This window comes from Cognatiyoonia sp. IB215182, from assembly GCF_033963905.1.
GTDB lineage: Bacteria > Pseudomonadota > Alphaproteobacteria > Rhodobacterales > Rhodobacteraceae > Yoonia.
The window spans coordinates 21394-28878 of the sequence record NZ_JAXBMB010000026.1 but is presented as its reverse complement, the minus strand read 5'-3'; the positions used below and the strand labels follow the sequence as shown (position 1 = coordinate 28878).

8 protein-coding genes and 1 pseudogene are annotated in these 7485 nt (G+C 55.6%); 2 read left to right on the top strand and 7 right to left on the bottom strand.

Annotated features, from left to right (window positions below):
- The first annotated feature begins 240 nt into the window (after window positions 1–240).
- On the top strand, window positions 241–726 hold the full coding sequence (locus SLH47_RS25055; protein ID WP_320243717.1) for a hypothetical protein: 486 nt from the start codon (window positions 241–243) through the stop codon (window positions 724–726).
- Window positions 727–1248: 522 nt separating this feature from the next.
- Window positions 1249–1491, top strand: coding sequence for a hypothetical protein (locus SLH47_RS25050; protein ID WP_320243716.1), 243 nt, complete (start codon window positions 1249–1251; stop codon window positions 1489–1491).
- 117 nt (window positions 1492–1608) lie between these two features.
- On the opposite strand, the gene SLH47_RS25045 is transcribed toward SLH47_RS25050, so the two are convergent.
- The 7 genes and pseudogenes from SLH47_RS25045 to SLH47_RS25015 all read right to left on the bottom strand — a co-directional run.
- Window positions 1609–2268: a nucleotidyl transferase AbiEii/AbiGii toxin family protein gene (locus tag SLH47_RS25045; protein ID WP_320243715.1), complete on the bottom strand. Its 660-nt coding sequence runs from the start codon at window positions 2266–2268 to the stop codon at window positions 1609–1611.
- Window positions 2269–2270: 2 nt separating this feature from the next.
- A complete protein-coding gene (locus SLH47_RS25040; protein WP_320243714.1) occupies window positions 2271–2528 on the bottom strand; it encodes a hypothetical protein in 258 nt (85 codons plus the stop codon).
- 764 nt (window positions 2529–3292) lie between these two features.
- On the bottom strand, window positions 3293–4144 hold the full coding sequence (locus SLH47_RS25035; protein ID WP_320243712.1) for a TniQ family protein: 852 nt from the start codon (window positions 4142–4144) through the stop codon (window positions 3293–3295).
- The gene (locus SLH47_RS25030; RefSeq protein WP_320243711.1) at window positions 4141–5022 is read right to left on the bottom strand and encodes a TniB family NTP-binding protein; all 882 of its coding nucleotides are present in this window, start codon (window positions 5020–5022) and stop codon (window positions 4141–4143) included. Before SLH47_RS25030 ends, SLH47_RS25035 begins: the two co-directional genes overlap by 4 nt.
- 12 nt (window positions 5023–5034) lie before the next feature.
- A complete protein-coding gene (locus tag SLH47_RS25025) occupies window positions 5035–6648 on the bottom strand; it encodes a Mu transposase C-terminal domain-containing protein (RefSeq protein WP_320243710.1) in 1614 nt (537 codons plus the stop codon).
- A 146-nt stretch (window positions 6649–6794) separates the two neighbouring features.
- Window positions 6795–6965 (bottom strand): hypothetical protein, encoded by a 171-nt coding sequence (locus SLH47_RS25020; protein WP_320243709.1) that lies wholly within the window; start codon window positions 6963–6965, stop codon window positions 6795–6797.
- A gap of 85 nt (window positions 6966–7050) precedes the next feature.
- Window positions 7051–7368, bottom strand: a pseudogene (locus tag SLH47_RS25015) (transposase); the annotation flags it as partial.
- Between the last annotated feature and the right edge of the window lie 117 nt (window positions 7369–7485).

The window sequence follows — 7485 nt, the reverse complement described above, 5'->3', positions numbered from 1 at the left end:
GGCTGATAAGGGCGCCCGTAACATCCTCAAATGGCCACATCGGTAGGATAATTCTCGGTTATCGTCACCCCGAGATGCTTGGCTGCCAAGCGAGCAGGACGGTAACGATAATGGGACCCAATATTGCCATCGCAAGAGCTTGCGTTGGTCTGTCAAAGCTTTTGCGCTCCCGAAAGGGAGTGCTCTACGGATGACCAACCCAAAAAGTATTGCTTGAAAGGAAGGCAAAGGAATAGAACAATGAGTGAACAAGATGCGGAGGGCTGCATGTCACAGTTGGCAAACTATCAGTCGAATTCAGGACGGCTGGCGCCGGTTTTCACAATTGAAGTTCAGACCTTACCCGAAGACACGGATCGCATTCTCGACGAGGTGATGAAAGTGCATCCATTAAGCTTTGGTCGATATCAGCGAAATGCGAGCATCTCCGCCCCCGGTAAGGAAACCGCTCAGCCGAAACCCGGGTCAACAACGACTACCCACGTTGACGGTTTTGAAGCCGGTTCAACCGAGACGTACCCGATGGTAGAGTTGAAAATCTCGATTGAACGAGACCTAACAGAACTGGCGAAGGTCATGGACGCAATAATCTATGCTCATCACTACGAAGAGCCTGTGATCTTCATACGTGAGGATTGGGCGAGCCGCGCTGCTTATGATCCGCAAAGCGATAATCCTAATCGATGGTGGAACAATGGAAAGGGTCTTCCGGATCGACTTGAATAAATGAATGGCAGCATTGTCCTGCTGGCGTTCTAACCCGACCGTCAAATCCGATGTCTGCTTCGGACTGGCACTCATCATCCGACCAAAACCGTCAGATGTCAGCAGTGAACTCAATGCTACCGATACGGCACGATTCTGATTAACTGGGGCCTTGCGCGGGTGTATCTGAAGGGCCGTCGCCAGAGCTGGTGCAACTGAAGGGCCGTCGCCAGAGCTGGTGCAACTGAACGGAAACTGAAGACAACCATATCTAGAGCGATGAAGTGAGTACGGTAACCAACAATCCTGCAGACCTTGGTACTGCCTCTGCGGAACGAAAGGCTACCGGCGCTGAAGGATCTACGTCCCAAAAACACGGCGGGGAACTGCAGGCAATTGGTCGTTTGCTCGGAGTTACAACGTATTGTGTTCTACAGGACTGCACGCTTGGCCCACTCAACTCCCCCTATCAAGTATCCGGATAACTCTCCAAGCATCCTAATCGACCGGTATCAAAACAACTAATATGACGGAAACGACTACATGAGAAATTACAAAGACATGGCACCTGAGCAACGCTTTGAAGAACTAGCCATGATGGCTGAAGAGTTCTTTGGTGTCACTACATGGCGCGGCAAATTTGCCGAACGTTATGATATGACCGCACAGCAGCTGTCGGCCTGGGCTAAGTCTAGCCCCCCAACGCCGGTCTGGGCGCTTGTTGCGATCCACGATGCAATGAATGCGCAGAGACTTGAAACCATACGGAATTGGCTCAAAGGTTAACGGATGCAGGGCAGGGCGGTCTTATCGCCCACCGATGATGTCCTGATGATCGTATGGACTCGACCACAAGGCGGCACCATCCTGTCAAGCACCCAAGCCGATGCAGGTCGGTTCCGGTTACACTTTCCGCAAAAGATCCAAGGCGATACCGTAGGCCGTATTGATGAGGCTTTTGCTGGTCTCGCGTAACACCAATTGAGATATGTTGCTAGAGACGTAGTCCTCTGACAAGGACTCTATCCGGGCCGCTGTTGCTGACGCATAGTCTGGAATGATCGCGAGCGCGGCAAGGATGTCGTCACTTTGGCCAGCTTCAACGGCTGCGGCAATATCGAAGATGTCGCGCGGTTGTACGTGAGAGCCACGATAACGTACTTTCTTGGCGATGATCTCAGGGACGGTTTCCAGAGCAACTGTGCGGCCTTTGATGTCCCGGTCAATGGTTGGTGCATCGGTGATTTGGCCGGTCACGATAAAGTCGATCTCTCCGATGCCATCAAAGGCAATTTTTAAGTGGCCAGATCCGTCTCCATTGTAGGTTGCCTCTCCGAGAGCAAACGGCATCTCTGCGACAGCGGCTTCCACATAGGGAAGCAGTTGCGGGTCATCGAGGAAAAGATCGACATCGTGGCTTTCACGGTGATCAATCTGGATCATCATTGCAGTACCGCCCCCGAAGGACCAGCTGTCAACAATGTCGAAGTCCTTGTTTACACGATCAAGGATGCCGAAAGCTTCTTGAATGAGGTCGCGCCATCGAGACGCGGCTTGCGCCACCTTTAGGCAGCCAGTGCGACGGCTTGGCCGGACCAGTCCGCAAATTGGGTAGCGGTGGCTTCCAAGGTCGCTTTAGAAATTCCATGTGCTTCAGCGAAAGCTACTTGTGCGTCAATCGGGGTTTCGGTCAGGAAAGACCCGACTTGCGCAAGTTTGATGTTGTGCTTGGAAATAGCCAAAGCGAGCTCACCCGCATCCAGAGTTGTCTGGTACGGAGCGTTCACCGTGGTCAGTATCGCTGTTTGCATTGCTTTGGTCATAGCCTGATAAGTATACGAAATTGGGGGTTAATTTCAAGTTCACCTCTCCTCCAAAGGTCATTGTTCATGGCAAATTTGGCCAAATTGCACTAATTTTTCTAAGCATCTCATCATATCACTTTTCTTGGCGCATGACTTCAGGTGAGCGGCCGGCAATCATCTAGAACGCACTTTCTTTCAGATCACACTGTGATAGCCACGTCAGGCTTGTGTGAACTTCAACAACGAACATTTGGATCACTCGATTTAGACTCGGCCAAGGGTGTTATATTAGAGTTAAAACATAGTGTTACGCTTGTGGATCACTCAAATTCTCCGTTTTGAAACAAGAGTTTGTGAGTAACATCTGTGTGTAGAGTGGGACTGACGCGTGTGCAGAGTAGTGATTCCCCTGTTCTTGCAGCTTTCTCACTATCTCCCTGTCAAAAAAGCTGAAAAGCGGTGCTATACCGTGTGTAAAGTGTCGTCTTCTCTTCCAAGTGTGTGTGAAGTGTCGTTCTATGGTGAAACGTGTGTGAAGTGTCGAAGGGATTCGCCATGGCAAACGACTATCCGCTCTTACCAGACCGTCATCCTCAGGGTGATTTCTTTGTCTGTGACATTTTCGATGCGGCTCCGAAGGGCGATATTGCCAGTATGGAGCACCCAATCTTTTCGCTCTCAACCAAGCCAGATACACGGCTGTCACTTAGTACTTAAATGTGAGAATGCGTCCGTTTTGACGGGTTTTGGCACCTTAACCTGAGAATCATCGGGTCCGGTTCTCACATCAGTTGGAACTGCTGGGGTGGTCCCCACTCGATTGCCGGGGTTACCAAATGGTCTGTCGCCATGACAAATCGGTTCTTGTTGTCTCCCATCATGTGCCCTTCCAGCATTTTCAGCATTGGTGGTCCTGCGCGGTCGATGATCGCCACGCCTGCCAGGAGCGCGGGACGGATGTGTAGCGGCAGGATGGGGTGCTTTGGTGAGTATGGAAACGAAGTCTGCTTGGCCAGTATGGCATCTAGGTCCGGGACGATGGCGCCGAGGAGACGGTAGCGCCAGAGATCTCCGTCACGCGGGGGCGGCCAGGGGATGCGGCGCATGAGCAGCAGTCGCGCAATCTCCAAAGGTGAGAGCCATGTTTCCACGCGGCGTTCGGCGTGGTTGTTCAACAAGGTCTCACCGCGACGTGCTGCTGCACGATATGGTGAAAGCGCCTGATCCGCATCGCTGTTGGTCTTGTCCTGGTAGAGTTGCCCACAGTGCGGGCAAGTGATCCGCCATCCCTGCAATGCGCTTCGAAGCACTGGCGGAGGGCTGACATCGGCTTGAGTACAGCGCACGCAACGCTGCATCGGACTCTTTGCGATGAACCGGTGAGCGGCTTTCGGGACGCCCGCGAAGCTTAGTCTACGTACAAGTCGCGGGCTGACACCGAACATCCCCACAATCTGGTTCGCTTGGGCCTTCGTCAGAGAAAGGTCGATTGCCGTAAGCGACATCGCCTCCGGCAGTCTATGGCGCAGCATGGTTATAGGCGTGACCCCATAAAAGTCCGCGTGGCGACTGATCCAGGACGACAGGAGTTCGCCGCGCAGGGGCGGCAAGGTGACGGGCAGGGGTCCCGTCATGCGAAGGCCGCCTCGGTATCAAATGCAGGCACCCAGGCCTCGACGGCGCTGTTACTGATGTGTTCGGTACCGCTTTCGATGGCCTCGATTGCAAGGCTGCCCAGCATCTGGAAGATGTTGGCCGTGATGCCATCCGTGATCTGCAGAATGCGCCGTAGGGATTTCGGCGTCAGCACAGAGGATTGCCGCAATGGAGTGTTGCGCAGGATCGACGCGACCAGCGTCTCGAAGTCCTCATTGGCGGCCCAGCGGTTCAGGGTGAGCTGCTCGAAGCGGCGCGCAAGCTGAACGTCACCGCCGATGGCTTCCCGGGCGTCGCTCACGCCGAAGCAGACCAGTGAGATTTGGAGCCGATTGCTGAGAAAGCGCAGCATGTTGAGCACGATACGTTGCTCTCGATAGGTCCCGGCGAGGATGTTGTGAACCTCGTCGATGACCAGCACCTGGACGCCGATGGCTTTCATGATCCGCATGGTCGCCTGTTCCATCTGAGCAATATCGGCCCGCGGTGCCTGGGGCGCTCCGAGGAGGGAAAGCAGTTCACCATAGTAGCGCCGCTCGCCGGGGCGGCTGACCATTTCCATGGCTAGGACCGGTGTCTTCAGAACCCTGGTCCGGCGATCAAGATGTGGCGGATGCTGATCGCGGAAGCGTTGCATGATCATGGTCTTGCCCATCCCGCTGTCGCCATAGATCGCGACAGACGGCATGCGGGGGCCTCTCGGATGATCAAGGAGCGCCTCAAGGCGATCAAGGGCTTGCTTCGCGCGAGGGTAGAGAACCCAACGGCGGGACCTGATGGCGCGAATGCGGCCCGCTTGGGTTTCAGACAGCTGGGCCGCAGCCTCGGCGGTCAGATGATGGTGATCGTTCGTCATTTTGGCTCCAACTCATTCGGTGTCCTCAACAAAAGGCACCGGTTTGCTGGAGTCGACACCACGGAGTGTGCCGGTGTCCCGGAGGTCATCGCCCCGCCTCTGCTGAGCCTTGCCGCGCCGCGCGACCGCGGTTTTGTTTACGGCCTCGTCAACCAACTTCCGCTGTTCGAGCGCGGTCCTTACGACCGCGCGGCTATCGACTTCACGCCGCCCTTTCTCACGCAGGGTGCGACGCGCCGTCAAAGCCTCGTGCAGGGAAATAGGTGCCAGAGTCACGTCCGCGTAGCGGGCTTCAACGAAGTTGCCCGAGGGCCGCCGCACGAACACGCGCGACATATCACGCGGGTCATACTTCACCAGAAGTCGCCGCTTAGTCCGGCCGATATCGGCGCTGAGCGCGGCTGACCAATAGCGCAGATCAAACAGGTGAATGCCGGTCGGGCGCAAGGTCCGCTCCTGTTCCGGCAGGAAAGAGACCCAGAACTGCAATCGATCCTCCGGCAGCCGCAGAGGGATCTCACCTTCATGGTCCCGCCAGACGGCGAGGGGAGGGCGGCTCAGCGAGCTGTGAATGGATTGATGATAGGACCCGACAATGTCGAGGGCGATATATCGCTCCAACTCGCGCAAGGTCAGCGCTGCATGTTTCCTTGAATCATACTCCGCGAGGTCCTGCGCGTTGCTGAGGGTCGTACCGGGCAAAAGGTGCAGCCGTCCCATTTGGGTGCCGATCAGCCGCTCGATATGTCCGCCGAACCGTGGCGTGCACGGCGGCCGCCAGTCGATCGCAATGCCCGCATTCTCGCAGCCACGCTTGAAGGCGCGGCTCCGGAAATCCGCGCCATTGTCTACGTGAACCTTGTCCGGAAGGCCGGCCACGGGCCAGGGCTCTTCGATCTCGCGCGCTTTGAGCCATGCGGTCTTGTCATAGACCGAATGCAGCAGGCAGAGGCTCGTCGAAAGCCGGGATGGTGCATCCATGGTCAGGTAGAACCCCGTCACCATACTGCTGAAGATATCCATGGCCAGGGTCAGCCAGGGTCGTCCGATCGGTTCGCGGGTTTCCTCATCGACGACAAAGATGTCGGCTTTCGTGTGATCGATCTGAACAATCTCGAGGGGTCGAGTGGTACTCAGTGTTCCCGGGACTGGCGTCGTTGCTTTTACAGTCCGCGTTTCCCCCCTGCGCTGCGCCCGGTGGCGCAGGTTCAGGTCTCCGAGACGCCGTTCGATCGTTCGACGATGCGGCTTCTTCAATCCTGCCGCATTGCAATCCGTTTCAATGTCCCGGACCAACTGCGAGACCGGTGGCCGGGTTGGTTTCAAATAGTGTGTGCGGATCGCCTTCTCGATGATCTCCTCGCGTTGAGCATCCAATGCGCGATGGCCCGTCGGACGTCCGCGCTTGGTTTCAACAAGCGCCATGACGGTTCCGTCCGCCAGAAAACGTCTCAGCAAGCGGTAGGTCGTCGCTTGGCTGACCTGCAGTTCGGAGGCGAGATCGGCAATAGCGGCCACTGTTGACTGACCGGAACCGGACTCCAGGAATCTGCGTATCGCGGCCGCACGGCGACAGGCTTCCGCCCACAGGGCGTCGTCTACCTCGTCTGGAAGTGGTTCGGTCACAATGAGACCCCGACAAAATCGGTGCCACGATTATCGAATTAAGTGCTAAAGTCCAGTCTCCATTATCAATTTAAGTGCCAATTCTCATATTTAAGTACAAACCTAAGCTATTGAAATGAGGAAGATCATGTTATCATCTTTAAGTGCTAAGTGACATGCACGATCCTCTGCGGCGTCACCTCATGCTCTTCCAAGGCATCCCGGACGGCGAGCGGACAAAAGGGCAAGCTTCTACGAAAGACAACGCTGCCTTCGTCATCGACAACACACATGGAAATCTCTTTCAAAGAAACATCCAAACCTGCAAAATACTTCATGGTCGTTCTCCTCACGGCTTTTTTCCATGAGGCCAACATACCGGACCTCGTTCGCCACAGGAGAGCGACCGCCGCAATCACATCATGTCGAGTGATCCGGGACGCGGTCAGTCAAATCGAGACGACAAAACCACCGATACGCCAGGTTCAGATGCACCTCTTCACACAACCGCCGTTCTGACCGGATGCCGAAGCAATACCCTACCAGCAGCATTCGGATCAGCAATTCCGGATCGACGGACGGGCGACCTGTATGGCTGTAGAAATCCGACAGATGCGCCCGAATGCCGCTCAGATCGACTAGGCGATCAATGGAGCGCAGCAGGTGATCTTGCGGGACATGATCCTCGAGCGAGAACTCGTAGAACAAAGCCGCCTGCGCTTCCTGTCTCGGTCCCATCATCGCCAATCCCTCCCTATGGACTGAATTGAATCAGCAACTTACGACCCGATCAAGCGCGAGTTTTTCAACAAAATACGCCTCCTAGTCCCAAGGCGTGGTAGGATCGTGTCCGCGTCG